The sequence below is a fragment of the Marivita hallyeonensis genome (assembly GCF_900129875.1).
GTDB lineage: Bacteria > Pseudomonadota > Alphaproteobacteria > Rhodobacterales > Rhodobacteraceae > Marivita > Marivita hallyeonensis.
In genome coordinates, this window is the sequence record NZ_FQXC01000004.1 from 22,218 (window position 1) to 48,231 (window position 26,014).

The following is a 26,014-nucleotide window of genomic DNA, read 5'->3' on the forward strand; positions in this document are numbered from 1 at the left end:
CACCTTTATGGGAGGATCATACATGAGGCGACTTGCGCTTTTGGCGGGCGTGTTCACCAGTATCTTCGGCTGCGCTGTGGCGACGGATGCGGCCGCCGAGACGGAGGTAGTGATCCACTACATCAAGCAAGAGGTCGCACCTCCGCCGACATTGTCGAACCTCGACCCGATCCCCGAAGACCTGGGGTTGAGGGGTGCCGAGCTTGGCCTTGAGGACAACATCACGACCGGACGGTTCCTGGGCCAGTCATACGAGCTGTCCGTCACGCGGGTGCCCGAAGACGGGGATTTCGTCGCCGCAGTTGAGGCCGCCCTGGCGGAGACCGACCTCTTGGTTCTCGACGCACCGGCGGATCAGGTGCTGACTGCGGCGGATATACCTGCAGCGGCAAGCGCCCTTATCTTCAATGCAGGCGCTGCAGATGTCGCGCTGCGGGCGGACGCCTGCCGTGCCAATGTGCTGCACACGATCCCGTCTTATGCCATGCGCGCCGATGCGTTGATGCAGTTCTTCGTGAAACGGCGTTGGACCGAGATCGCGCTTGTCGAAGGTGAACGTGCGGATGATCAGGCCTGGGCCGACACGATGGAGGCTTCCGCGCGTAAGTTCGGGCTGTCATTCGGCGCGCGGAAGACCTGGGCGTTCGACGCCGATATGCGTCGGAACGCGGCGCAGGAAGTGCCGGTGTTCACGCAGGAGCTTGGCGACTATGACGTCTTGCTCGTCGCGGACGCGGCGGATGATTTCGCGCGCTACATCTCGTTCAACACGTGGCAACCGCGCCCGGTGGCGGGCTCCGAAGGATTGCGCCCCGTCGTCTGGCACCGCGTGGTTGAACAATGGGGTGCGGCGCAGCTTCAGTCGCGCTTCACCGAACTCGCCGGACGCGACATGAAAGACCGTGACTACGCTGTCTGGGCCGCCATGCGCGCGATTGGAGAAGCAGTGACGCGCACCGGCGCCGCCGACGCCGCGACACTGCGGGAGTACATGCTCTCGGACGCGTTTGAATTGGCGGGCTTCAAAGGCCGGCCCCTCACCTTCCGCGCGTGGAACGGGCAACTCCGCCAGCCCATCCCTCTCGTTCACGAACGCGCGCTGGTCGCGCAAGCACCTCTGGAGGGTTTCCTGCACCAGCGCACCGAACTCGACACGCTGGGCCTTGATGAACCCGAGAGCGGTTGCTCTGCCTTTGGAAACTGACTTTCTTCTGGCTTCAAATATCCCGGGGGTCCGGGGGCTGGCCCCCGGGCGTTACGTACAACACAAGGACCGACACCGATGAAACTGCCGATCCTCACCACCTGCGCCGCGCTTCTGTGCTCAGCCGCATGGGCAGACGAGATTTGGGTGACAAACGAAAAAGACGACACGATCAGCGTAATCGACATCGAAACGCTGGAAGTGGTTCGCACGATCGAAACCGGCGAACGCCCGCGCGGGATCACGTTTTCGAAGGACTACTCCGTCGTCTATATCTGCGCATCCGACAGCGACGCAGTGCAGGTCATGGACCCGGAGACGGGCGAGATCCTGCATGACCTGCCGTCCGGCGAAGACCCCGAGCAATTCGTTCTCCACCCGGACAACCGGCATCTCTACATCGCCAACGAAGACGATGCGATCACGACCGTGGTGGACACCGAGACGCGCACGGTGGTGGCGCAGATCGACGTCGGCATCGAGCCCGAGGGCATGGCCGTCAGCCCCGACGGCAAGATCGCTATCACCACGTCCGAAACCACCAACATGGCGCATTGGATCGACACCGACACGCAAGAGCTCTTCGCCAACACGCTTGTCGACTCGCGGCCCCGGCACGCGGAATTCATCAAGGACGGCACCGAGCTTTGGGTGAGTGCCGAAATCGGCGGGACGATCAGTGTGTTCGATGTGGCCACCCAAACGGAAAAGGCCAAGATCGATTTCGAGGTCGCCAATATCCATCCCGACCGGGTGCAGCCCGTCGGATTTGAATTCACCACCGGCGACACACATGCCTTCGTCGCGCTCGGGCCGTCGAACCACGTGGCCGTGGTCAATGCCGAGACCTACGAAGTGGAAGATTACATCCTCGTCGGCCGCCGCGTCTGGCACATGGATTTCAACCGCGACCGGTCGCAGCTTTTCACGACGAATGGCGTGTCCGGCGATGTGACCGTGATCGATGTTGCCAGCCGCAAGGCGATCAAGTCCATCAAGGTCGGCCGCTTTCCCTGGGGCGCGGCGTTCCGGCCAACGGACTAACCCATGTCGGTCGGACAGGCTTGTCCGACCTGACCCGATCTTCACCAACTCAAAGGAAATCCCATGAGACATGCTTTCTTTGCCGCTGCGGCTGTTGCCCTTGTCCCCGCACTCGCACTGGCCGATGGTGCTCCGCGCGAAGACTGGGGTCGGGCCGGTATCCTCTCCTCGGCCAACAAGGCAGAGCTTCCGCCGATTACGCTGAGTTCCGGCATGCCGCTCTCCGACGCGCCCTGGGTGCTGACATCCGGCACTTATTACGAGTTCGAAATCGAAGGTGACGGATCGGCCGAGCTTGCGCTGGAAGGGTCGGAATTCTTCCGGGCGATCTGGATCGACGAGATTGTTGTCAACGATCTGGAAATCCGGCCGCTCGGACTGAATTCCATCGAATTCGATGACGCGGGGACGATGGAGATTGGTTTCGTGGCCATCAAGCCAGGCAACTATTTCCTACGCATTCCAGGCTCCACCGGCGAGACTCAACGGATCGATATCACTATTGAATGACGGGGGATTGCGCCGCTTCGCGTCGCGGTGGCGCCAGCGGTGCAGATCGCGCCCTTGTCGAAGACCGGCTTTCCCTGCGCCGCGGCTTTGGCATATTTGTGAAAAGAAGAAGCGGATGCGTGCCGCGTTATGTGAGGACTGATCCTTGGCCCTGAGCGTGTCCGGCCTTTCCTATGCCTACGGGTACAAGCAGGCGCTGACCGATGTCGGATTCGACGTGGCGACGGGGCAGTTTGCGGCACTGCTGGGCCCAAACGGGGCTGGGAAGTCGACCCTTTTTGCCTTGCTGACGCGGCTTTTTGCGACACAGGCCGGCACGGCGGTGATTGCGGGACATGATGTGAATGCGGCCCCCCTGAATGCGTTGGCGCAGCTGGGGGTGGTGTTTCAGCAATCGACGCTCGATCTGGACCTCACGGTTCAACAGAACCTGCGCTATTTCGCAGCGCTGCACGGCTTGTCCGGGCAGGACGTGGACGCGCGGATTTCAGCGGCGCTTGGGCGGCTCGACATGGCGGAACGGGCCAACGAAAAGGTGCGCGGACTGAATGGCGGGCATCGGCGCAGGACCGAGATCGCCCGGGCGCTGCTGCATGAACCGAAGGTGCTCTTGCTGGACGAGCCGACGGTCGGGCTGGACGCGCCGACACGGGCGGCCCTGGTGGAATACGTTCACGGGCTGTGTTCGGAGATGGGCGTGACGGTTCTCTGGACGACCCATCTGACCGACGAGGTCTGGGACGATGATCAGGTGATCCTGCTGCACCGGGGGCGCGTGCTGGCCGACGGGCGCTGCGGCGAGTTGCGCGGCATGCGGCCTTTGGCCGAGTATTTCGCCGAGATGACGGAGAGGCCTGCATGACCGCGCGACATCTGTGGATCGTGATGCGCGCCATCGTTTTGCGCGAAGCCTTGCGGTTCGTGCATCAGCGTGAGCGGTTCGTGGCGGCGCTGGTGCGACCGCTCGTGTGGCTTTTGGTCTTCGCAGCCGGGTTCCGCGCCGCGCTGGGGTTGTCGATCACGCCGCCTTACCAGACCTACATCACCTACGAGACCTATATCGTTCCGGGCCTGTGCGGGATGATCCTTTTGTTCAACGGAATGCAGTCGTCGCTGAGCCTCGTCTACGACCGGGAAATGGGGTCGATGCGGCTTTTGCTGACCGCACCCGTGCCGCGCTGGTGGCTCTTGTTCTGCAAGCTGCTGGGAAGCACGATCATCTCCATCCTTCAGGTCTACGCGTTCCTGCTCATTGCGTGGGTGTTCGACATCACTCTGCCCGGTTGGGGGTATCTGGCCGCCCTGCCCGCACTGGTCCTGGCGGGGCTGATGCTCGGCGCACTTGGGCTGGCGCTGTCGAGTTTCATCAAGCAGCTGGAGAATTTCGCAGGCGTGATGAACTTCGTCATCTTCCCGATGTTCTTCCTGTCTTCGGCGCTTTATCCGCTGTGGAAGATGGCGGAAAGCTCTGAGCTCTTGCACGACATCTGCGCGGCCAATCCGTTCACCCATGCGGTGGAGTTGATCCGCTTCGCCTTGTATCTCGATTTCAACGCGATGGCCTTGCTGTGGACGGCGCTGGCGACACTCGCTTTCATGGCGCTGGCGCTCTGGGGCTATGACCCCGCGCGGGGGATGATGACGCGCAAGCGCTGAACTACGACCATGCGGCGGGTGATGTATTGATATATTCGTGCTATGTCTTTCCGCATGAAACCACATTTGATGCTCGCCACCTGCGCCTTTGCGCTCTCTTTCACTGCCGCGTCGGCTGATCCGGAAGACGACGATCCGGGCGGGGTGCTCAACCCGGACGAGATGACATGGCAGTCTTTCCTGCAACGCGCGGAGGATGGCGAGACGGACATGGTTTTGTGCTCGACCGGATATATGCTGACCAAGTCCGGCGACCACGCAGCTGCACGAATGCTGTTCAAGAACTGCGCCGAGGCCGGGTATACCGGGGCGATGACGTGGATGAGCCAGCTCGACAACAACGGGCTCGGCGCGGAATACAATCCCGATGCCAGTGCCGAATGGGACCGGCAGGCGGCAGAGCTTGGCGACCGGGTCGGCAAGTTCAACCACGGTGTGAACCTGATGCGCGGGCACGGAATCGCGCGGGATGAAGTGTTGGGCCGGAAATATATCGACGAAGCGGCGTCCGAAGGGCTCGTCGTTGCGCAGCGCCTGCAAAGCGCAGGCTACGACCTCGACGAAATCACGCCCGATGCCGACAACTGGAAATACGCGCCGTCGTTTTAAGAAGCGGGCTTCAGCGTCGCTGGTTGACCGGAGAGGTGCAGACTGCGGGTCGCGAGGCGCTCTGCCTCTGACTTGGCGTGGGTGACGAGAAGCGTCGCCACGTTGCGCTTGGCGCGAAGGGTTTCGAACAGCGTCATCATCTCGTCCGCGAGCTCGGCATCCAGGCTGACGAAGGGCTCATCGAGAAGCAGAAGGTCGGGGTCGCCCGCAAACGCACGCGCCAGCGACAGGCGCCTTTGCTGACCGAGGGAGAGCTGGTTCGGGAAGGCGGAACCGCGCCCCTCCAATCCAACCTCCTCCAAAGCGATATCAATGGCTTGGGAGGACAGCTTCAGGGGAATTCTGAGGTTGTCCGCAACTGTCCGCCACGGCATCAAGGTGGGCTCCTGAAACACCATCGCGATACGATCCGGTCGGCGGACATGGCCTTCAAACCGGTCCTCAAGTCCTGCGATGATCCGCATCAGTGTCGTCTTGCCGACACCGGATGGACCGGTCAAAGCAACCGTTTCACCCGAATTCAGACGCAGATCGATGTGGCCAAGCACCGGCTTTTCGTCAAAGCGCATGCCCTGCAGGGACACGGCAAGAACCGGCGGTGGAAGAACCGCCGGTTCCGGTGTGGCGCGATCGCTCACCAGTTTGAGGGTCGGTTTGCCCACCACAGTTCAGCTTCCGGGCTGAACGAACACGCCCTCGGGAAGGGTTGTGGCCGAACCGATGAGCTTTTCGCCACCTAGCTCTGCCATCAGGGCCAGCATCCGCCCGGCGGCTTCTTCATCGACGGGTGCGTCGGCCGGGATGCCCGCACGGAAGCCGGCTTTCAGGGCTTCGAACTGCGCATCGTTATTGGCCTTCATGCGCGGGCGCAGACGATCCCATTCGGCGTCCGACGTTGCCAGCAGGTCCTTCGTTGCACGGCTGGCTGCGGCCAATCCCTGAACCAGCTCGGGATTGTCGCGCAGCATCTCGCCCCGCATCACGTAGCCCAAAAGCGGTGTCTCGGGATCAAGGCCCAACTCGCGTGCAGCGGTGTCGACCGTGATCAGGGGCTTCATCCCGCCCGCTTCCATCTTGGCGAGGAAGTGCCAGAAGTTGATCGCGCCATCCAGTTCGCCCTGCAATGCGGTCTTGAAGATCAGCGGCGGCGCGCCGAACACCTGTTCGGTCTCAGCCGCGAGGTCCATCCCGTGGACCTTGTCCGCATAGGCCTGCAGGATCAGCCAGCTTTTGTCGAGCGGACCACCGGCGATGCCGATCTTCTTGCCCTTCATATCCGCAAGCGATGTTGCCGGGTTGTCGCTGGACACCATCATGGCACCGACGGCCTTGGAATACGGGATGAAGATGTAATCCTTGCCCTCGGCCCGCTGACGCGCGACCCAGAGCCAGTCGGAGACGATCACGTCCGCCTCTCCGCCCTGAAAGGCGACTTGGGCAGCGGGTCCACCCGCGACACCCTGCACCTCAAGCTCGAACCCGTTGGCGGCGTCGAAACCGTTATGCTTGATGCTGTCGAGTTCCCAATTCACGGTGCCGTATTCCAGAACCGCGGCGCGCAAAACCGGTGTCTCTGCGACGGCGGCGGTGGCACAAAGAAGAAGCGCGGCCGATGCCGCGCGGATGGTGGAGATAAAGCTCATTATGTCCTCCCAAAATGGCTGCGGACACAGTAGCAGCGGCGTTTTCCGCGAAAATACGACCAAAGGATGTGGCCCAAGGTCGAATGGCTTGATGTGGATCATATTGGCGGCGCGCGCAGGTTCCTACGGTGACGCAGCTTTTTGAAGGAGACCACCCGATGCATCGTTTTGCCCTTATTGCCGCTGCCAGCTTTTATGCCGTTCCGGCCATTGCCAGCGAAACCACGTTCCAGCAGGTCAAGATCGACGCGGGCGAGACGCTCTTCGAAGCGGAATGCCGTCGGTGCCATGCGGTCGATGCCACGGGTGACTCATACGGCCCGCCGCTTGAGAACATCGTGGGCCGTGGCGCGGGCACTTACGAGAACTACGATTATTCGATCGCGCTCGAAGCGTCCGGGATCGTCTGGACCGAAGCGGCGCTGCGGGCCTGGATGGAAGACAATGCGGGCTTCATGCCGGGCACCAAGATGCGCCATGTCGGTATTGCAGACCGCACTGTTCAGGATTTCATCCTTGCCTACCTCGTGTCGATCACCACGCAGGACAATTCCGCGATTTCAGAGTAATCAGCGCACGGATCATTCTATGGTGAGAACCGGCAGCCAGTGGCTGTCCGGTTCTCCGGGTTCGAGATCGACCTCGCGGATGGGGCGCAGGTTTCCGGCCTCTGGCGGAACCGACAGGACATCCATGTTCATCTCGTGCAACCGACCCACGAACCGGCCATCGGCGGATGGTTCAAGCTGGTAGTACACGCCGTTCCACATATCGATCCCGTATTCACCGGTACCTTTCCACAGGAATAGGAAGTCGTATTCGAGGTCGGTCAGATCAGCGCTGGTATTCCGCGCGATCTCGTACGGGTACGGCACGTGGCACCATGTTTTCTCGGGCCCATCAAGGCACTTGAACGGGCGCATCGACAAGAAATGGTCAGAGAAGGGTTCCGATGCCATATCAACGGCATAAGCGCCATCTTTGACGTCAATATCGGCGATGTGAATCCGGTCCCCGCCAACGCTTTCCAGGAATACGGCATGTCTTCCGTCAGACAGCGACTGGGCAAAAACGGGCGCGCCGAGCACCACCATGAAGATCGCCAAGATATGAAAGATTTGCCGCACCTTCGCCTCCGGAGCAATTCGATTCTCCTAGCGAAGCGCTTTGCGGCAAGGGGCTGTCAAGGGCGTATTAGTCTTACGACCCAAGTCGCGTACAACAACTCTTTGTCATCCCTATACTGACGGCGAGCGTCAAGCTGCGACTTGCCAGCAGCTGGACCCGCAGACCCGTATGTTCATGGGAGGAACAGAATGAACAGATTTGTCGCAGCCGTCACAGCCAGCATCCTCGCCGCTTCCGGCGCGTTTGCAGCCGGTGTGACCGAGGAAATGATCGCCAACGATCAAACGATGACCGAACAGGTCGTCACAAACGGCATGGGCCGCCATCTTCAGCGCTACTCGCCGCTTGAAACGCTCAACAAGGACAACGTGAGAAACCTTGTCCCGGCGTGGGCCTTCAGCCTTGGTGGTGAAAAACAGCGCGGCCAGGAAACACAGCCGCTTGTCTATGACGGCATCATGTACATCACCGGGTCCTATTCGCGCCTCTACGCGATCGACGTCGAATCCGGTGAAGAGATTTGGCAGTACGACGCACGCCTGCCCGAAGGTATTCTGCCCTGCTGCGACGTGATCAACCGCGGCGCGGCGCTGGTGGGTGACAAGGTCATCTTCGGCACGCTCGATGCGCGCATCGTGGCACTGGACGCCAAGACCGGCGACGTCGTCTGGCGCGACAAGATCGGCGATTACAAGGCGGGCTATTCCTACACCGCCGCGCCGATGATCGTGGGTGATCTGGTCGTCACCGGCAACTCCGGCGGCGAGTTCGGGATCGTGGGCTCCGTTCAGGCGCGTAATGTCGACACCGGTGACCTTGTTTGGGAACGCCCGATGATCGAAGGCCACATGGGCACGCTCAACGGCGAAGAAAGCACCATGACCGGCACGCTCAACGCGACATGGCCGGGTGATATGTGGAAAACCGGTGGCGGCGCCACATGGCTGGGCGGCTCCTATGACGAGCGCACCGACACTATCATCTTCGGCGCGGGCAACCCTGCCCCGTGGAACAGCTGGCTGCGCGACGCGGGTCAGATGAACGACGGCACCGGCGACAACCTTTACGCGGCCAGCCGCGTGGGCATCGACCCGGCCACCGGTGATATCAAGTGGCACTACCAGACCACGCCGCGCGAAGGCTGGGACTATGACGGTGTGAACGAGGTCGTGGCATTCGACGCGCGCGACGGATCGCAGCGTCTGGCAACCGCCGACCGGAACGGCTTTTTCTATGTCCTGAACGCCGAAGACGGCGGCTTCATCAGTGGCACGCCCTTCGTGAAGGACATCTCCTGGGCCGAAGGCATCGACGAGAACGGTCGCCCGATCTTTGTCGAGGACAACCGTCCGGGCGATCCGGCTGCGGCAGCCGACGGCAAGAAGGGTGACGTGATCTTCGCCTCCCCGTCCTTCCTTGGCGGCAAGAACTGGATGCCGATGGCGTTCTCGCAGCGCACCGGCAACTTCTACGTGCCGTCCAACGAATGGGGCATGGATATCTGGAACGAGCCGATCACCTACAAGAAAGGCGCGGCCTATCTTGGTGCGGGCTTTACCATCAAGCCGAACTACGAAGACCATATCGGTTCGCTCAAGGCGATCGACCCCGACACCGGCGACTGGGTCTGGGAATACAAGAACGACGCGCCTCTCTGGGGTGGTGTGATGACCACCGCTGGCGGCCTCGTGTTCTTCGGCACGCCGGAAGGCAAGTTCATCGCTCTGGATGACGAGACCGGCGAAGAACTGTGGTCGTTCCAGACCGGCTCCGGCATCGTCGGTCAGCCGATCACCTGGGAACAGAACGGCGAACAGTACGTCTCGGTCATCTCCGGCTGGGGTGGCGCGGTTCCGCTCTGGGGTGGTGAAGTGGCCAAGAAGGTCAACTACCTGAACCAAGGTGGCACCCTCTGGACGTTCCGCCTGCCGAAAGAGCTGGCATCGGCCAACTGATCACTTAGGGACAGTGATGATTGGGGGGGCGCGCCGACAGGCGCGCCCTTTTTCTTGCGACCTCTGACAAGGGCGCGCATACTCATCTAATATTTCATGGATTTTTTCGAAGCATTCTTCGAGGCGTTCCAGCATGGACATCTTCCGAACGAGCAAAAAGTCGAGCTCCAAAAGTCGCACCACGCGGAAGAGCCCGCCTGATATCACCTCACGATCGGACGTGCCGCGCGACCCGGTTCCGGACTTTTATACCGAAACCGCCGTACAACTTAGCCTCTGCGCCTACACAAATGATCCGGCCAAAAGGGGCAAGGTCTTGGAAGGATTGCACGCCAAAGACTATTCAAAGCTTCAAGACCGACGCAGTGGCACGGCCCATGGATATGCCTGCATTATTGACCGTCGGGCCTGGCTCTTCTTTCGCGGATCCGACGAGATTCGGGACTGGGTGGCAAACCTGACTTTTTTACCGAAAGAGGGTGTTCATCGGGGCTTCGTTCAGGAGTGGGAAAAACTTGCTCCTGACGTTTTTGACTGGCTCGTTCAACACGAAGGTCACTACGATGACATCGCAACGACCGGTCACTCTTTGGGCGGTGCAATCGCGGTGTTGTGCGCGCGCGACGCCTTTGACAGATATCCCGGCACCATCGCGCAAGTCATCACCTTCGGCGCTCCACCCGTCTTCTTCAATTTCGAAGCAAATCGCTATGCACAACGGAAATTGCCGGACGAACTGGGCGCAGAAAGCCTAAGATATCGCAATCTGCGTGTGATACACCGAAACGATATTGTCACTTCCCTGCCCGGGATAGCCGGCCTTAAACATGTCGGAGATATTCTGCCCCTTGGTGGTGAGGGATTGTGGGGTCGTCTCTTTGGTTTTCTGAGGAGGGCCGATGCAAAACTCGGCGCAACCCTTCCGACATCGATGGAGTCCAATCACCGGGTCTTCATTTCCATCGGCAAAGCTTCTCCTACCGACACCATCGAGAACCTACCTGCATCCGACCGAATTCTTGGGTCCAGGCCGCCAGAACGTCAAACCATGCTCCGCGCCCTTACACTTGTGACTATGCCAGTCTGGCTTCCTTTCATCGGAGCATACCTGATCGTCGTTTTTGTCATTTCGGCCCTACATCTCGGCGACAGTGTTCGAAACCATTTCAAAGAACGATACTACGACATTCTGGTCGAGGATCGCGATCCCTACTCTGCGGGATGGGTTCATGATTTGGGTGGTTGAGAGCTAGACTTTGATACAGGTCTCGAACGCTGCTCAACGTGAAACAAGCGCAGACCGATCTCGGCTATCAGCAGGTACGGCAGGAAAAACGCAAAGACCTGGATCTGATCGAACAGCCCGGTGAATGCGTCGTTTGAAGCCGCACCGTCGGTGAGGGCGTACCAGATCACGTAGTGCATGCGGTAAATCCACGAGCCGACCGCAAGGATGATCAACCTCACGGCCCAGCGGAAGTGGCGCTGCCTGTCTTTCTCGATGGCGAAATAGACGGTGTTTGCGGCGGCGAGCATGATCAGGACGCCGTAGATCGCGAACCAGACATCCATCCAGCGCCCGCCGATGGTGCCGGTGAGTGCGATGTAGCCAAGCCCTCCGATCCCCGTAACAACAGCTGCCACGAACAAGGTGTACCCGCCCCGGCGGTGCATTCGGGGCCAACGCCGTCGCACGATCGGCAGGGCCTGCAACGGTGCACCGATGGTCAGAACCGCGCCTGCCACCATATGCGCCGCGAGGCTCGCGTTTGCCACCGTGGCGTTTTCCGTGAACACCAGCGACAGGTCTGTCGGCGCGTCCGACAACAGACCCTGCACGCCCAGTTGCGCCGAGTAGGCGACAAACCACAGCGTGTTTATCGCAAGGATGAGCAGAGCGATCGTGGGAACGATAGGGCGCATGGGGAGCAGTTAGCGTGCCGTACCATTCGCGCCAGTTGCGACAGTCTAGGCCGCAACCGCCCCGCGCGCGTTGAAGACATGGGTGCGAATCGCCGGGCTGACACCGATCAACAGCAGCCCGATAGAAAACAGACACCAAATGGCGGGCATCTCGTACGGGTTTCCGGTCAAGATAGAGGCAAGGAACGGTCCCGCCGTGGCGTGAAACAGGGCGAACCGCCACGCGCCGTAAACCAGCGGCAAGAGAAACGCCGCCGCCATGTAGGCCGGGAATTGCACCGGAATTCCAATACCGCGCCAGAGGTCGTTCAGGGGCACTTGCCAGCCGATATGCCACTCGCCAGACACCAGACACCACTGTGCGGCGCACAGGATGTCGCCCGCTTGGCACGGACCAACCGCATCAAGCGGAACCAGGCGCAGCAGCAAAAACCCGGAAGCAACAGCGCAGAGCCCGTACACCAAACGGCGCATTTGGGGACTGACGGCCACAGGTGCGATCGCCATCGCAAAAGCGTTGATGAAAAAGGGCTGGAACGCGATGTGCAGGTAAGACAGCTGCGTGACGATACGATTGCCCGGCTCGCCACACTGATCGACAACGCCGTATCCGACGGCCTGCAACCCCTCCATCGCCGTGAAGTAGCCTATTGTCAGCCAGATCGCCTTGGGCTCGCCGCGCAACGCCGTGTAGATCGTCGCGCCTCCGCCGATCGCCACCATCGCCACCGAGGCGCTTTCACTCCAGCACATGCGATCACCTTCCCATTGGGAGGTTGAGTTAAGCAAACCAGCCCGCCGCCTGTCACGGGAAATCGGCGCGTTGACTAGGTGCGGTTTTTGCCGAGGTGCTTTTTGAGGGCACCCGCGTTCTTTTCGCGGCGCCCTTTATAGGGGTTCTTGTCCCCCTGCCCGCGCATCGTCAGGCGAATGGGCGTGCCTGGCATGTCGAAGTCCTCGCGCAGCCCGTTCACAAGATAGCGGCGGTAGCTGTCGGGCAGTTTGTCGGGATGCGAACACATCACAACGAAGCCGGGCGGTCGCGTCTTCGCTTGCGTCATGTAGCGCAGCTTGATCCGCTTGCCCTGCGGCGCGGGCGGTGGGTGTTGTTCCAGCATTCCGGCAAGCCAGCGGTTGAGCTGCGCCGTCGTGACCCGGCGGTTCCACACATCATGCGCCTTGAGGATGGCCGCGTGCAGACGGTCGAGGCCGCGCCCCGTCTTCGCCGAGACGGTGACGAGCGGCGCACCGCGCAGCTGTGGCAGAAGGCGGTCAAATGCCTCCTTCAACTCGCGCAGCTTGTCCTGCTTGTGCTCTTCAGCGTCCCATTTGTTCACCGCGACCACCACCGCACGACCTTCGCGTTCCGCCAGATCGGCGATGCGCAGGTCCTGGCTTTCGAACGGGATCGCAGCATCGAGCAATACGACCACCACCTCGGCGAACTTGACCGCGCGCAACCCGTCCGAGACCGAAAGCTTCTCCAGCTTTTCCTGCACCTTGGCCTTTTTGCGCATGCCGGCCGTGTCGAAGATGCGCATCGGGACGCCGTCCCACTCCGTCTGCACGGAAATTGCGTCGCGGGTGATCCCCGCCTCTGGACCGGTCAGAAGGCGGTCTTCGCCGATGATCCGGTTGATCAGCGTCGACTTGCCTGCGTTGGGTCGTCCGACCACCGCGATTTGCAGTGGCTTCGCGGCTGTGATCGGGCGCGGCGCGTCAGGATCATCGTCTTCGACATCCACCTCGGTTTCGGGCGCATCTGCCTCGGCGCGCTTGTCGAACTCATCAGCGATCGGCTGCAAAACGGCGTAAAGCTCTGGCATGCCCTCGCCATGTTCGGCTGACAATCGCAGCGGTTCGCCAAGCCCAAGGGCGTAGGCTTCCAGCACGCCCGCGTCTGCCGCGTTGCCTTCGGCCTTGTTTGCACCAACAATCACGTGATCGGCGCGTTTGCGCAGGATCTCGGCAAAGACCTCATCCGTCGGCGTGACACCAGTGCGTGCGTCGATGAGGAACAGGCAGACATCGGCCATATCGACCGCCCGCTCGGTCAGCTTGCGCATCCGGCCCGGCAGGCTTTCGTCTGTCGCTTCCTCAAGGCCCGCCGTGTCGATCACGGTGAACTTCAGGTCCCCAAGCCGTGCGGCACCCTCGCGCAGATCGCGTGTCACGCCAGGTTGATCATCCACCAGCGCAAGCCGTTTTCCGACCAGCCGGTTGAACAGGGTCGACTTGCCCACATTTGGGCGCCCGACGATGGCAAGGGTGAAGGACATGGCGGCACGCGGCTCCGGTTCAAATCAGACCGGACGCCTAACGCATTTGCCGCGCCTGCGAAAGGGGTCAGCGATAAGCGTGCAAAGTGCCGTTCTTGGAGACGACATACAGCGTGCCATTGGCCACCACCGGTCTGGTGGTTGCCCCGCTGCGGATCGGCGTCTCGGAGATTAGGTCGCCAGATGCCGGATCGAAGGACCGGATCACCCCGTCGGACGAGGCCACGATCAAGCGTCCACCGGCCATGATCGGCCCGTGGTTGGTGAAGGCCGAGTCGCGGCGGCGCTGTGGGCGTCTGACCGGTTCGTACCCCGGCAGATCGACGGCCCAAATCTGCGTCCCGTCTGTCGCGTCAAGCCGGATGAGCTGGTTGAGGTCGGACACAAGGTATACGGACCCACCGGCAGGCCATACAGGCTCAAGCGCACCGTGCTGCGCGGTCCAGAGCCGTTCGCCGGAATTGATATTGAGCGCCACGACACGGCCGGAATGATTGCCTGCGTAGACCGTGTTGCCGTCGATGACCGGATAGCCCGTGATGTCATCCACCAGCGCGATGGCGAAGCCGCGCCGCGCGCCAACGATATCGGCGCTCCACAGGCGCAATCCACCCTGACGGAACGCGCCTTGAACAGCACCGCTGCCAAAGGAAAAGACGACATGGGTGTTGTTCACGGCAGGCGGCGCCGCCCCTGCCACGTTGCCCACATCGCCCAGACCGTCGGATTCCCAGCGGACACGACCGTCCTCTTCCTCGATCGCCCAGGCCGTACTGTCGCCAGCGACCACATAGACCAGACCGCCAAACACGGTTGGCGCACCGGTGGCACCGTTCTGCAGGCGTTGCGTCCAGATCTCGGTCCCCGATGACGCATCCAGCGCGGTAAGCGTCCCGAAACCAGACGTCACGTAAAGACGTCCGTTGCTGTGCGCCAGTCCGCCAGCCAAAGCCTGACTTGCGTCATCGCGCAGCGGGACAAGGCTGTAGGTCCAAAGTGCTTCGCCATTCGTCGACGTGGCGGTCACCCGTCCGGCGCTGTCGACGGTGAACACCCGTCCGTCCGCCACAACGGGGTCGGTGATGATGCGAGCGCGGCGCTTGTCGCCCTGCCCAATTGGCGTTGACCAAACCGGTGTCAGCGTGCTGGACAGCGCCGCGTTCGTCGTACGCGACCAAGGGCTGACATGGCTTTGTGCCCAAGAGCCGTTGTTGACGGCGGCTGGGACATTTGCGGCAAGGGTCACATTGCCAAGGTCCTGCGCGTCAGGTCCGGTCTCCTGCAGAACCTCCCGCACCCCAAGCCGTTCGCCGGGCAGAATGATTTCGCGTTCGGTACATGCAGACAGCACGCTGAGTGCAAGTACGCTGGCTGCCAGAATTTTCGTTTGCACTGCCCTGCCCTCGTCTTTTTTGTCAGCCCGGTGCGCGTTGTGTCACCAATCAGGACGCCTCAAGCTCGCCCCCCAGCGCCACAATCAACTGAGATGCGCGTCGGCGCAAGCCCGGCGTGACTTCCACGTCGCTGAGAATGGCAGTCAGACGGTCCGTTGCGGCGTCCACATTGCCGGCTGCGATATCGAGAAGCGCAAGCTGTTCCTCGGCCAAGAGCCGCAACGGCGCGCCCGGCGCGGCCATCGCTTCGAAGGCAACGCGGCGTTCATCAGCGGTCATCGGATTTTCGGGTCGTGTCAGAGCTTTGAAGCTGGCGATCTGCCGGTAAATCTCGGGCAACTCGCCGTTTGTCGCAGTTTGGTTCAGTCGCTCTGCAGCCTCCGCACCCTCGCCCTGCAGGGACTGTTCCGCTGCGATCAGCATGTCGAGGACAGCCGTCGCCGCCGGTGTCGGCGCTTCGATGGCCGACATCGCCGCGACACGCTCTGCCGCGTCGTCGCTTTCGAGCGCGGCAAGAACCGCATCGCCGAACGCCTGCGCCCGTGACGCCTCGGCCGCGCGCATATATTCTCTGTAAGCCGTGCCACCAACCAGCAAAAGCACTGCGAGGACCGCAATCCAACCGTATCGCCGCATGAGCGCGAAAAGCCTGTCCCGGCGCACCTCTTCGGTGACTTCTTCAATAAAGCTGTCTGTCTCGCTCACCCGTCTGCTCCTGTCTCGGTCGCGCGTCGCGTGCCCCGGATTTGGCGCTTGTCATACAGCGGAGCGGCACAGGTGCCAAGCGGTGGTTTTTGGGCACAGATTCGGCAGGAGTTCACGTGATGCGTGGACAGCTGCTGAATTTTCACGCATGACGGGAACCGGAAAACTGCACTTAAAAGTGAACTGATCGGTTCACCTTGAAATCGGATTGACCGATGCGTAAACTAAACTAATCAGTTCACCGCACGCCAAGCAGGTCGCAGGCGTGCGGCGTTCGTAAAAGGATCGGGTCCGCCGGCCACGCCCAACAGACGAGAAGCAGAAGGTTCTTCTGATGCGCATTGTACCGATTATCACCGCTGTATTGGTTGCGGTTCTGCTGTTTGGCATTGTCATCGAACGCGACCGCCTTTTCGCCATCGTACGTGATCTGAGCCCTCGGGAAGAGGCTGTGGAAGAGGCAGTCTCGGAAGAGACCGTCGAAGCCATTGCTCCCGAGGCCGCAGAAGACGATCTGCCCGAGGGCGTTGTGCGCGTCATGGCCACGCGGTCCGTTGCCCAAGAGATCGAAACGCAAGTCCGTCTGCGCGGCGAAACCGAGGCCGCAAGAGAAGTGTCCGTGTTGTCCGAGACAAGCGGCAAGGTGATTTCAGAACCCCTGCGCAAAGGCGCCTTCGTGCAGGAGGATCAGCTCATGTGCGCTCTGGATCCCGGCACGAGTGAAGCGTCGCTGGCCGAGGCCGAAGCCCGGCTGGCCGAGGCGATTGCCCGTCGGCCCGAGATCGAGGCGCGCATTCCCGAAGCACAAGCGCGTCTTGTCGAAGCGGAAGCCAGATTACAGGAAGCCAATATCAACGCGCGGGCAGCGATGCGCCTCAGTGAAGGCGGGTTCGCCAGCCAAACCCGTGTCGCCAATACCGAAGCTTCGGTACAAAGCGCGCAAGCCGCGATTGTCAGCGCCGAAGCCGGTGTAAAGGCCGCGGAAGCCGGTCTCGACGGTCTGACCGCAACCGTCGAAACCGCCCAAGCTGCCGTGGCCCGCGCGGAGACCGAGATCGAACGCCTTGAAATTCGCGCACCCTTCGCCGGGCTGCTGGAGACGGACACAGCGGAATTGGGCACGCTTTTGCAGCCCGGTGCCTTATGCGCCACGATCATTCAACTCGATCCGATCAAGGTTGTCGGCTTCGTCCCCGAAGCCGAGGTCAATCGCGTCGAGGTAGGCGCGCGCGCCGGGGCCCGCCTGAGCAATCAGGACGACGTGATGGCGCGCGTCACGTTCCTGTCGCGCTCGGCCGATCCCACCACCCGCACCTTCCGGGTCGAGCTGACCGTTCCAAACCCAGAGCTGTCCTTGCGGGACGGACAAACGGCCGAGATCCTGATCGAAGCACAGGGCGTCATGGCGCACATCCTTCCGGCTTCGGTTCTCACGCTGAACGATGAAGGCACGCTGGGCGTGCGCACCATCGACGCGGAGTCCCAAGCGCTTTTCATGCCGGTCACCGTCCTGCGTGATGCACCGAAAGGCATTTATGTGAGCGGTCTTCCCGATCAGGTGGATGTCATCACCGTTGGGCAGGAATTCGTCACCGACGGCGTGGCGGTCGCCCCCAGTTTTGAAGAGGTCATCCAATGACCGGTATCGTCGACTGGGCCGCCGAACGCGCGCGGATGGTTCTGGCGTTCATCGCGCTGTCGCTGACGATTGGCACGGCGGCCTATGTCGGTCTGCCCAAGGAGGGTGAGCCGGACATCGAAATTCCGGCACTTTTCGTGTCGGTGCAGTTTCCCGGCATCTCTGCCGCGGACAGTGAAACGCTGCTTGTCAGGCCGATGGAGACCGAGCTAGCTGATCTGGACGGTCTGAAAGAAATGTCTGGCACCGCGGCAGAAGGCTATGCCGGTGTTGCGCTCGAATTCGAGTTTGGCTGGGACAAGACCCAGGTCATGGCAGATGTGCGCGATGCGATGAACAAGGCGCAGTCGAGCTTTCCAACGGGCGCAGAGCAATATTCGATCAACGAGATCAATTTCTCTGAATTTCCCATCATCATCGTCAACCTGACCGGACCGGTTCCAGAGCGCACGATGGCGCGGGTCGCGAAGGACTTGCAGGATCGTCTTGAATCGCTCGAACCCGTGCTCGAAGCGGGTCTCGCAGGCAACCGCGACGAGATGCTCGAAGTGATCATCGATCCGCTGAAGCTCGAAAGTTACAATGTGACGGCGGATGAACTGATCCGGGTGGTTCAGAACAACAACCAGCTCATTGCGGCTGGCGAACTGCGCAGCGAACAAGGCACGTTCTCCGTCAAGATCCCGTCGAGTTTCGATGACCAGACCGACGTCTACGACCTGCCCGTGAAGGTCAACGGCGACCGCGTCGTCACCCTCGGTGATCTGGCGACCATCAACCTCACTTTCGAAGACCGCCAAGGCACGGCCCGGTTCAACGGAGAGAAGACGCTCGCCCTTCAGGTGGTCAAACGCAAGGGCTTCAACCTGATCGACACGGCAACCCTCGTGAAAGAGGAAGTGGCGGCGGCGGAAGCAAACTGGCCGCCGGAATTGCGAGCTGCCGTCGAGGTAGGAAGCTCCAACGACCAGTCGCGCATCGTCGACAGCATGGTGCGCCAGCTCGAAGGCTCTGTCCTGACAGCCGTGGCGCTGGTGATGATTGTCGTGCTTGCGGCGCTTGGTCTGCGGGCGGCTTTGCTCGTGGGTTTCGCGATCCCGACCTCTTTCCTTCTCTGCTTTGTCTTCCTGACAGTGATGGGCGTCAGCATCTCGAACATCGTGATGTTCGGCCTGATCCTCGCGGTGGGGATGCTGGTGGATGGCGCGATTGTGGTCGTCGAATATGCCGACAAACGCATCAAGGAAGGCTCCGGCCCGATGCACGCCTATGTCGAAGCCGCCAAGCGGATGTTCTGGCCGGTGGTCAGCTCGACCGCAACCACGCTCTGCGCCTTCCTGCCGATGCTCTTCTGGCCCGGTGTGCCGGGTGAATTCATGGGCATGTTGCCCGTGACGCTGATCTTCGTCCTGTCCGCCTCGCTGGTCGTGGCGCTGGTCTATTTGCCCGTCATGGGCGGCGTGACCGGGCGCTTTTCCCGCTTGCTCGACAACGCGTCTCTGGCCTTGCAAGCCAAGCTGCCCTGGCTGGTGCGTGCGGCCATGGTGCCTGTTGTGCTGACCATGCTGTTTCTCGGCGCAATGATGCTCTTGGAACCGGGGTTCCTTTTCCCGCCCATTGGCGAAGGTCTCCTCGCGCATCTCCCGGGCGTTGCGCTGTTCCTGATCGGTTCGGTTCTGGCGTCCATCGTGCTTGACGCGGCTTCGGTCCACTGGAAGCGCACCCGCGTCGATGGCCGCCGTCGCCGCACCCTCTTTGGCTATTTCATCAAGTTCATCGCCGGCAATCCGATCATGCCGCTGGTCGCTGGCGCCGCGGTTCTGGGCTTCGTCTTCAGCGTCTTCACCTATTTCGGCGAGAACAATAACGGCGTCGAATTCTTCGTGGAGTCCGAACCCGAACAGGCAATTGCCTACGTGCGCGCGCGCGGCAACCTGAGCCTCGATGAAAAAGACGCGCTGGTCCGCCGGGTCGAGAATATCGTGCTGGCGCATCCCGGCGTGATCAACGCCTTCTCGTTTGCGGGCGACGGAGGGTTGAACACCGATGCCAGCGGCGCATCCATCCCTGGCGACACCATCGGACAGGTCCAGTTCGAAACCATCCCATGGGAAGACCGCGCCGACCGGCCAGAGCTCGATGGCGATATCGTTATTGAAGAGTTGAACGCCGCCGCGGCCCGGTTGCCGGGGATCGAGGTTGAGATCAAAGGTCTCGAACAGGGTCCTGCCAGTGGCAAGCCGGTACACCTGCGGCTCAAGGCGGATGACTGGGACACACTGCACACCGCCGCCGAAACGGCGCGGCAGAAATTCGAGACGACCCCCGGTCTGACCCTGATCGAAGACACCCGCCCCCTGCCCGGTATCGACTGGCAGATCGACGTCGATGTCGAAAAGGCCGGGCGCTACGGCGCGGACGTGGCGACGGTCGGCGCGATGGTGCAGCTTGTGACGCGCGGCATCCTCCTCGACACGATGCGGGTCGACACCTCAGACGAGGAGATCGACATCCGCGTGCGTCTGCCCGAGGAGGACCGGTACCTCTCCACCCTCGATACGCTGCGCGTGCGCACCGAGGACGGTCTTGTTCCGCTGTCCAACTTCATCAGCCGACAGCCGGTGGCCAAACTGGCCGAGATCAACCGTGTCGATCAGAAGCGGTACTTCGATGTGAAGGCGGATGTTCTGGTGGGCCTGAGCAAGGTTGTGACCGCTGGTCCCGACGGCGACCAAGTCCTCGCCATCGTTGAAAGCGCCGAAGCCGGTGCGATCACCGGATCGAACGGTGACACCTATTCGCTCTTTTCCTCAGAAACCGGCGCAACCGCCGACAGCATTCAAACCGCCATCGACGAAGGCGCGCGGCTGGTCTCAGTGAACGCCAACGAACGGATCGAGGTTTTGAACGCGTGGCTCGACACCGATCCGTTGCCGGGTGTGCAGACCGAATGGACCGGTGATCAGGAAGAACAGGCCGAGAGCCAGGCTTTCCTCGGCAACGCCTTCGCGGCGGCACTTGGGCTGATGTTCATCATTCTGCTTGCCCAGTTCAACAGCTTCTATAACGCGGTACTGGTCCTTCTTGCCGTGATCCTCTCCACCACAGGCGTACTGATCGGCATGCTAGTGATGGATCAGACCTTCTCGATCATCATGACAGGGACTGGGATCGTCGCGCTGGCGGGAATCGTGGTGAACAACAACATCGTGCTGATCGACACTTATCAGGAATACGCACGATACATGCCGCGGATCGAGGCCATCGTTCGGACGGCCGAGGACCGCATCCGGCCGGTGCTTTTGACCACAATTACCACGATGGCCGGTCTCGCGCCGATGATGTTCGGTCTCAGCCTCGACTTCTTCGGCGGCGGCTATTCCATCGACAGCCCCACCGCGCTCTGGTGGAAGCAATTGGCGACCGCCGTCGTGTTCGGCTTGGGCATCGCGACTGTCCTGACGCTCGTCTTCACCCCGTCCATGCTGGCGCTCCGCGTCTGGTTCACAACCTATGCGCTGTGGGGATTCCGTCTGCTGGCCCGTCTCGGGGGTGGTCGCGCAAGCCGCGCCGGCCGCGACTGGGCGCTGCAGCGCGCCGCTCGCAAGGTCAAATCACCCACGATCCTCTGGGACGACGACGAAACACCCGGCACGGATTACGAAGACGGCGCGTCCGGAGCGCCCAAGCTCGAAGACCTCAAGAAGGTTCTCAAGCGCAGCCGCAGCCAGGACGGAGAGCCACCGGTCCAAGCCGCAGAGTAAGCCTTTAAGAATTGGCTTGGCGTCTCAAGCTGCTTCTTCTTCCTGCATCTGCCGGTTCCAGAGTGCCGCGTAGCGACCGTTTCGCGACAGAAGCGCGTCATGCGTGCCCTCTTCGACGACCACCCCATCCTCCAGAACAACGATCCGATCGGCATCCGCGATGGTCGACAAACGGTGCGCGATGGTGATCACCGTGCGCCCCTCGCCCGCACGTTTCAACGCACCCTGGATCGACGCCTCCGTCTCGGAATCCAGAGCCGAGGTCGCCTCGTCGAGGATCAGTATCGGCGGGTTCTTCAGAAGGGTGCGCGCGATGCCCACACGCTGCTTTTCACCGCCGGACAGTTTGAGACCCCGCTCGCCCACCATCGTGTCATAGCCGTCAGGCAGCGACAGGATGAAATCGTGGATCCGTGCCGCCTGCGCCGCCTCGATGATCTCGCCTTCTGTCGCACCCGCACGACCGTAGGCGATGTTGTATCGGATGGTATCGTTGAACAGCACCGTGTCCTGAGGCACCACGCCTATCGCGTCATGCAGGCTGTCCTGCGTGACATCCCGCACGTCCTGCCCGTCGATCCGAACCGCGCCGTCGTTGACATCGTAGAACCGGAATAACAGCCGTCCGATGGTCGACTTGCCCGAACCTGACGGTCCCACGAGCGCCACGTTCTGTCCCGCACCGACGTCCAGCGTCACGCCCTTGAGGATCGGCCGCGCCGAGTCGTAACCGAACCGCACATCCTCGAAGCGCACCACGCCTTGCGTCACGTTCAAATCCGGCGCGGCGGGTTTGTCGGACACCTCTTGCGGCTGTTCGAGCAGATCGAACATCTCGCCCATGTCGACGAGGCTCTGCCGGATTTCCCGGTACACCGTGCCGAGAAAGTTCAGCGGCATGGTGATCTGGATCATGTAGGCGTTCACCATCACGAAATCGCCCACCGTCAGCGTGCCGTTCTGAACGCCAAGCGCCGCCATGACCATAACCGTGATCAGCCCTGCGGTGATGATGAGGCTCTGGCCAAAATTCAACATCGCCAAGGACGTGGCCGTCTTGATTGCCGCGCCCTCATACGCCTCCATCGACTGGTCGTAGCGGTCCGCCTCGCGCTTTTCGGCCCCGAAATACTTGACCGTCTCGAAGTTGAGCAGACTGTCGATGGCCTTCTGGTTCGCATCGGTGTCCTGCTCGTTCATCTCGCGTCGAAGGCGCACACGCCATTCGGTGATCTTGAAGGTGAACCAGACGTAAATGACGATGGTGACGAGAACGACCACCATGTACCGAATGTCGAGCAGGAACCACAGGAAGCCCATGATGAGCGTCAGTTCGAGGATCAGCGGGCCGACGCTGAACAGCATGAAGCGCAACAGGAAATCGACGCCTTTTACCCCACGTTCGATGATCCGGCTCAGACCGCCTGTCTTGCGGGTGATGTGGTAGCGCATCGACAGGCGGTGGATATGGGTGAAGGTCTCAATCGCAAGTGACCGCAGGGCGCGCTGCCCAACGCGGGCAAAGACGCCATCGCGCAGCTGCTGAAAACCGACATTCATGAGCCGCGCGAACCCGTAGGCCAGTGTCAGACCGATCCCACCCAGAAGAAGGTCGGACGCCTCCCCGCTAAGCGCATCGACCGCCTGCCCGAACAAAAGCGGTGCCATCACGTTCACGACTTTCGCCAGCACGAGACAGGTCAGCGCGATGATGACCCGTCTTTTCACCCAAGGCTTGTCGTCGGGCCACAAGTACGGTCCGACCTTGCGGATCGTACGGACGCCCGACCGACGTTCGTCGGCGGCGATTTCTGCGTCGGTCGTGATGTCTGCGGGCATTCCGGGCCTTCGTCGTAATTGTGCTTCTGCACTTAGCCCGGCGAGACCGGAAGAACCAGCGATTACCGGCCCTTGAAAAGCCCGCCTAGAATGCCCCGGACGATGCGACGCCCGGTTGTGCCCTTCAGTTCCTTGACCACCACCTTTGCCATCGCCTCTCCGAAACTGTCACCGCGACGGGCGCGGCGCGTCGGTTGCGCGGTGGACCGCCCGACCCGGGTGCCGGTATAACGGCGTCCCGCCGTGTATTCGCGCATTGCGGCATCAAGATCGGCCTCTTTCTGTTCGGCGGCCTCTGCCTCCTGCGCCGCTTTTGCAGTCCGCTCGGCCAGCATCTCAAAGGCGGAGTTCCGATCGAGCGTGTCAGCGTATTTCGTGCCCAGATCGCTGGCCCCCACGATACCGCCGCGCTCTGCCGGCGTGATCGGGCCAAGCTGTGACGAGGGCGGACGGATCAGCGTGCGTTCGACCATGCCCGGAATACCCTTGCGTTCGAGCATCGAGGTCACCGCCTCACCAACGCCCACCTCGCGGATGGCCTCTTCGGTGTCAAAAGTCGGGTTTTCGCGATAGGTCTCCGCCGCCATGCGCAACGCTTTCCGGTCCCGCGCGGTAAACGCCCGCAAAGCGTGCTGCACGCGATTGCCCAGCTGCCCCAGAATATCCTCCGGGATATCGTCGGGGTTCTGCGTGATGAAGTAGACGCCAACTCCTTTGGAACGGATCAGGCGAGCCACCTGCTCCACCTTGTCCACAAGCGCTTTGGGCGCGTCCTCGAACAGCAGATGCGCTTCGTCGAAGAAGAACACGAGCTTGGGTTTGTCCGGATCGCCCACCTCGGGCAGTTCTTCAAACAGCTCTGACAGAAGCCATAGCAGGAACGTCGCGTAGAGGCGTGGCGCGCCCATCAGCTTGTCTGCCGCGAGGATGTTGATTTGGCCCTGCCCATTGGCGTCGGTGCGCATCAGGTCTCGCAACTCGAGCGCCGGTTCACCAAAGAAATCCGCGCCACCCTGGTTTTCCAAAACGAGCAGACGTCGCTGGATCGCGCCCACGGACTGAACCGAGATATTGCCATACCGCAGCGAAACATCTTCGCGATTCTCACCCAGCCAGACCAGCATGGATTGCAGGTCCTTCAGGTCCAGCAGCGGCAGGCCCTCCTCATCGGCGACACGGAACGCGATGTTCAGAATGCCCTCCTGCGCCTCGCTCAGTTCCAACAAGCGCGAGATCAGCAACGGCCCCATCTCGGCCACCGTCGTACGGATCGGATGGCCCTGCTGTCCGAACAGATCCCAGAAGGTGACCGGAAAGCTGGTGTAAGCGTAGTCTTCGAACCCGATGGTTGCCGCGCGATCCGTGAACGGTTGATGCAGTTTGAAGTCGGCGCTGCCCGGTTTGGCGAGCCCCGACAGGTCGCCCTTCACATCCGCCATGAAGACCGGCACGCCCTGCGCGGAGAACCCTTCGGCCAGGATTTGCAGCGTCACCGTCTTGCCGGTGCCCGTCGCTCCGGCGATCAAACCATGGCGGTTCGCGTAGTCCAGCCGTAGCCACTGCTTGACCGCATAGTCCTCTCCACCGCCACCAACGAAGACACCGTTTTCCATGAGAATTCCCTTTGTCCCTGCATCTGGACTTCGAACATACAAACTTAACCTTTTGCTGCCAGTATGTTTTTGCCCGACGCAAGCTGATCCTCTGATTGCGCGGGCATCCTCCCTGTAAGACTGGCCGCGCTGCTTTGCGCGGCCTTTTTTAATTGTGAATTCACGTTTGAATTTTGCCTGTTGACGCTGTGGATTTCATTTCGTAGCGTCACCGCAATAATAGTCGGCCGGTCCGACAGGGAGTGATAAGGGGAAGATGCGTTAAAGTATCTTCCCTTTTGATTCAGGGGCTTTCACCACCACGTTACAGCGAAGCATGAAGGCGCAGCTGCGGATGTCGTGATCATTGTGACTGCAAGATTTCGCTCAACGCGCCATCAACTCTTTGCGTTTTGGCCTGACACTCCGAATGACCCATGATATCGCGAAGGCAAACCAACGCCGATCCTTCGGAGAGATTTTGATGAACAAACACCTGCTTCTTCTGGCCACCATCGCAACAGTTGGATTTGCCGGGATGTCCGCGGCGCAAGACGACACCCAAACCCCCGAGGCAGAGACGGAAGCTCCTGTATCGCAATCGGATCTGTCGGTTCTCGATACCGGTGAACCAGTTGCCGAACCTGGTGCGGACGGGCGGCAGGAAACCTACGTGCGGTCCACACATGGCGATTGGGCAATCCAGTGCCTGCCAGTGCAGGAAGGGCCCGAGCCCTGCCAGATGTACCAGCTTCTACGGGACGAAAACGGCGGCAGCGTGGCTGAGGTGAGCCTCTTCCGGCTGAACAACGGCGGACAGGTCGCTGCTGGCGGCACATTCGTGGTCCCGCTGGAAACCCTGCTGACGGAAAAGATGACGATCCGTGTCGATTCCGGTCAGGCCAAGCGGTATGATTTCTCGTTCTGCACCACCGTGGGCTGCTACGCGCGCGTCGGCTTCACCGCCGATGATGTCGCGTCTTTCCGGCGGGGCAATGCCGCCAACGTCACCATCGTCCCGGCGCTGGCGCCAGATCAGCGTGTGACTGTGACCATGTCGCTCTCCGGCTTCACTGCGGCATTCGAAGAAATCACGGCCTTGGAAGAGGCTGCGCAGCAATAAGCTGGCA

General features: G+C 61.3%; 22 protein-coding genes. 12 read left to right on the forward strand and 10 right to left on the reverse strand.

Annotated features, from left to right (window positions below):
• Nucleotides 1–22: 22 nt before the first annotated feature.
• The 6 genes from BUA42_RS12975 to BUA42_RS13000 all read left to right on the forward strand — a co-directional run bounded on the left by BUA42_RS12975 (nt 23) and on the right by BUA42_RS13000 (nt 5,023).
• Nucleotides 23–1,204, forward strand: coding sequence for an ABC transporter substrate-binding protein (locus tag BUA42_RS12975; protein WP_072778508.1), 1,182 nt, complete (start codon nt 23–25; stop codon nt 1,202–1,204).
• Nucleotides 1,205–1,282: 78 nt separating this feature from the next.
• Complete coding sequence (locus BUA42_RS12980) at nt 1,283–2,248, forward strand: YVTN family beta-propeller repeat protein (RefSeq protein WP_072778510.1); 966 nt, start codon at nt 1,283–1,285, stop codon at nt 2,246–2,248.
• 63 nt (nt 2,249–2,311) lie between these two features.
• Nucleotides 2,312–2,758, forward strand: coding sequence for a hypothetical protein (locus tag BUA42_RS12985; protein WP_072778512.1), 447 nt, complete (start codon nt 2,312–2,314; stop codon nt 2,756–2,758).
• A gap of 145 nt (nt 2,759–2,903) precedes the next feature.
• Complete coding sequence (locus BUA42_RS12990) at nt 2,904–3,620, forward strand: ABC transporter ATP-binding protein (protein WP_072778514.1); 717 nt, start codon at nt 2,904–2,906, stop codon at nt 3,618–3,620.
• Entirely contained in the window at nt 3,617–4,414 is a 798-nt protein-coding gene (locus BUA42_RS12995; protein WP_072778515.1) for an ABC transporter permease, read from the forward strand. Before BUA42_RS12990 ends, BUA42_RS12995 begins: the two co-directional genes overlap by 4 nt.
• A 54-nt stretch (nt 4,415–4,468) precedes the next feature.
• On the forward strand, nt 4,469–5,023 hold the full coding sequence (locus BUA42_RS13000) for a tetratricopeptide repeat protein (RefSeq protein WP_245819012.1): 555 nt from the start codon (nt 4,469–4,471) through the stop codon (nt 5,021–5,023).
• Here BUA42_RS13000 and BUA42_RS13005 read toward each other — a convergent pair.
• On the reverse strand, nt 5,020–5,685 hold the full coding sequence (locus BUA42_RS13005) for an ABC transporter ATP-binding protein (protein WP_245819013.1): 666 nt from the start codon (nt 5,683–5,685) through the stop codon (nt 5,020–5,022). The genes BUA42_RS13000 and BUA42_RS13005 overlap by 4 nt on opposite strands.
• Before the next feature lie 6 nt (nt 5,686–5,691).
• Entirely contained in the window at nt 5,692–6,666 is a 975-nt protein-coding gene (locus tag BUA42_RS13010; RefSeq protein WP_072778516.1) for an ABC transporter substrate-binding protein, read from the reverse strand.
• Between the two features lie 158 nt (nt 6,667–6,824).
• On the opposite strand from BUA42_RS13010, the gene BUA42_RS13015 reads away from it, so the two are divergent.
• Nucleotides 6,825–7,235, forward strand: a complete 411-nt coding sequence (locus BUA42_RS13015) for a c-type cytochrome (protein WP_072778517.1) — start codon at nt 6,825–6,827, stop codon at nt 7,233–7,235.
• 12 nt (nt 7,236–7,247) lie between these two features.
• On the opposite strand, the gene BUA42_RS13020 is transcribed toward BUA42_RS13015, so the two are convergent.
• Nucleotides 7,248–7,793, reverse strand: a complete 546-nt coding sequence (locus BUA42_RS13020) for a hypothetical protein (RefSeq protein WP_072778519.1) — start codon at nt 7,791–7,793, stop codon at nt 7,248–7,250.
• 189 nt (nt 7,794–7,982) lie between these two features.
• Here BUA42_RS13020 and BUA42_RS13025 point away from each other — a divergent pair, with 189 nt between their 5' ends.
• Nucleotides 7,983–9,749 (forward strand): PQQ-dependent methanol/ethanol family dehydrogenase, encoded by a 1,767-nt coding sequence (locus tag BUA42_RS13025; protein WP_072778520.1) that lies wholly within the window; start codon nt 7,983–7,985, stop codon nt 9,747–9,749.
• Nucleotides 9,750–9,882: 133 nt separating this feature from the next.
• Nucleotides 9,883–10,995, forward strand: coding sequence for a lipase family protein (locus BUA42_RS13030; RefSeq protein ID WP_084066224.1), 1,113 nt, complete (start codon nt 9,883–9,885; stop codon nt 10,993–10,995).
• Here BUA42_RS13030 and BUA42_RS13035 read toward each other — a convergent pair.
• The 5 genes from BUA42_RS13035 to BUA42_RS13055 all read right to left on the reverse strand — a co-directional run bounded on the left by BUA42_RS13035 (nt 10,977) and on the right by BUA42_RS13055 (nt 16,050).
• Nucleotides 10,977–11,672 carry a DUF2306 domain-containing protein gene (locus BUA42_RS13035; RefSeq protein ID WP_072778523.1) on the reverse strand — a complete coding sequence of 232 codons (696 nt, stop codon included), beginning with the start codon at nt 11,670–11,672 and terminating at the stop codon, nt 10,977–10,979. The two genes, BUA42_RS13030 and BUA42_RS13035, sit on opposite strands and share 19 nt — an antisense overlap.
• A gap of 45 nt (nt 11,673–11,717) precedes the next feature.
• Nucleotides 11,718–12,425, reverse strand: coding sequence for a DUF5765 domain-containing protein (locus BUA42_RS13040; protein WP_072778524.1), 708 nt, complete (start codon nt 12,423–12,425; stop codon nt 11,718–11,720).
• Between the two features lie 74 nt (nt 12,426–12,499).
• Nucleotides 12,500–13,951: a ribosome biogenesis GTPase Der gene (der, locus tag BUA42_RS13045; RefSeq protein WP_072778525.1), complete on the reverse strand. Its 1,452-nt coding sequence runs from the start codon at nt 13,949–13,951 to the stop codon at nt 12,500–12,502.
• A 67-nt stretch (nt 13,952–14,018) separates the two neighbouring features.
• On the reverse strand, nt 14,019–15,344 hold the full coding sequence (locus tag BUA42_RS13050) for a PQQ-binding-like beta-propeller repeat protein (RefSeq protein ID WP_072778527.1): 1,326 nt from the start codon (nt 15,342–15,344) through the stop codon (nt 14,019–14,021).
• A gap of 49 nt (nt 15,345–15,393) precedes the next feature.
• The gene (locus BUA42_RS13055) at nt 15,394–16,050 is read right to left on the reverse strand and encodes a hypothetical protein (RefSeq protein WP_072778528.1); all 657 of its coding nucleotides are present in this window, start codon (nt 16,048–16,050) and stop codon (nt 15,394–15,396) included.
• 334 nt (nt 16,051–16,384) lie between these two features.
• Here BUA42_RS13055 and BUA42_RS13060 point away from each other — a divergent pair, with 334 nt between their 5' ends.
• Nucleotides 16,385–17,689 carry an efflux RND transporter periplasmic adaptor subunit gene (locus tag BUA42_RS13060; protein ID WP_072778529.1) on the forward strand — a complete coding sequence of 435 codons (1,305 nt, stop codon included), beginning with the start codon at nt 16,385–16,387 and terminating at the stop codon, nt 17,687–17,689.
• Nucleotides 17,686–21,453, forward strand: a complete 3,768-nt coding sequence (locus BUA42_RS13065) for an efflux RND transporter permease subunit (RefSeq protein ID WP_084066225.1) — start codon at nt 17,686–17,688, stop codon at nt 21,451–21,453. The genes BUA42_RS13060 and BUA42_RS13065 overlap by 4 nt, the downstream gene beginning before the upstream one ends.
• A gap of 24 nt (nt 21,454–21,477) precedes the next feature.
• Here the strand turns inward: BUA42_RS13065 and BUA42_RS13070 are convergent, their stop codons facing one another.
• Together BUA42_RS13070 and BUA42_RS13075 are read right to left on the reverse strand one after the other, a co-directional pair.
• Nucleotides 21,478–23,292 (reverse strand): ABCB family ABC transporter ATP-binding protein/permease, encoded by a 1,815-nt coding sequence (locus BUA42_RS13070; RefSeq protein ID WP_072778531.1) that lies wholly within the window; start codon nt 23,290–23,292, stop codon nt 21,478–21,480.
• A gap of 62 nt (nt 23,293–23,354) precedes the next feature.
• Nucleotides 23,355–24,905: a helicase HerA-like domain-containing protein gene (locus BUA42_RS13075; protein ID WP_072778532.1), complete on the reverse strand. Its 1,551-nt coding sequence runs from the start codon at nt 24,903–24,905 to the stop codon at nt 23,355–23,357.
• Nucleotides 24,906–25,314: 409 nt separating this feature from the next.
• Between BUA42_RS13075 and BUA42_RS13080 the strand changes: the two genes are divergently transcribed.
• Entirely contained in the window at nt 25,315–26,007 is a 693-nt protein-coding gene (locus tag BUA42_RS13080) for an invasion associated locus B family protein (protein WP_245819014.1), read from the forward strand.
• Nucleotides 26,008–26,014 lie beyond the last annotated feature (7 nt).